Source organism: Plantactinospora solaniradicis (assembly GCF_042658085.1).
Classification (GTDB): domain Bacteria; phylum Actinomycetota; class Actinomycetes; order Mycobacteriales; family Micromonosporaceae; genus Plantactinospora; species Plantactinospora solaniradicis.
On record NZ_JBHSPR010000162.1, the window covers coordinates 1 to 1,138 of the forward strand.

At 68.5% G+C, this 1,138-nt stretch carries 1 protein-coding gene; it reads left to right on the forward strand.

The window, feature by feature from the left end; all coding sequences use genetic code 11:
- Positions 1–9 precede the first annotated feature (9 nt).
- On the forward strand, positions 10–1,138 hold a 1,129-nt coding region (locus ACFP2T_RS48050; RefSeq protein ID WP_465264303.1), incomplete at its 3' end, for an IS701 family transposase.

Genomic DNA, 1,138 nt, shown 5'->3' on the forward strand with positions numbered 1-1,138 from the left:
GGGTGGTGTGTGGATCCCCTCGATGTACAACGCTTGCATGGCGTCCTCGCCGGTTTCGCCGAGGATGTGTTCGAGTCGCTGACCCGTAGCGGCTGGCGGGACCGGGCCGTGTCCTACCTGCAAGGACTGATGATCGACGGGCATCGTAAGTCGATCCAGCCGATGGCCAGCCGGCTTCCGGACGTACACGATCAGGCGTTGAACCACTTCGTCACGAACAGCCCGTGGGACGTGGTGCCGGTGCGTCGCCGGTTGGCGCAGCGGATGGACGCGGCGATCGCACCGGCGGCGTGGGCGTTGGACGACACCGGCTGGCTCAAGTGCGGGGCCGCGTCGCCCGGGGTGGCCCGGCAGTACACGGGCACGGCGGGCAAGGTCACGAACTGCCAGATCGGGGTAAGCGTCAACCTGGTCACCGACGCCGCCTCCTGCCCGGCCAACTGGCGCCTCTTCCTGCCTGTCTCATGGGACCCCGACCTCGCCGGGGACACCGCCGACGCCCGTCACCGCCGGGCGAAGGCGGCCATCCCCGACGATGCCCGGCATCGGGAGAAGTGGCGCCTGGGCCTGGACATGATCGACGAGATGATCGAGTGGGGACTACGACCACCGCTGATCCTGGCCGACGCCGGCTACGGCGACACCGCGCTGTTCCGACACGGCCTGACCGAGCGTGGCCTGTCCTACCTGGTACAGGTACCCACCTACATTCGTGCACACCCGCACGACACGACACGCGTCACCGGCGACTACGACGGGGTGGGCCGACGACCCACCCCGCGATACCGCGCCCCGGCGGTCACCATCAAAGACCTCGTCCTGGCCGCCGGACGAGCCAGCGCCACCACCATCGCGTGGCGGCACGGATCCCGCCTCCGCGCGGGCCTGCCGGCCCCGATGCGGTCCCGGTTCGTCTTCCTGCGGGTACGTCCCGCCGGACGGGTGCTGCTGTCCATCTACCGCGGACGAGACCTACCCGAAACCTGGCTGATCGCCGAATGGCCCACTGGACAGACCGAACCCACCAAGTACTGGCTGTCGAACCTGCCGGCCAACACACCTAAACGCACACTGGTCCGGTGGGCGAAGCTGCGCTGGCGAATCGAACACGACTACCGGGAACTGAAAACCGGCCTCG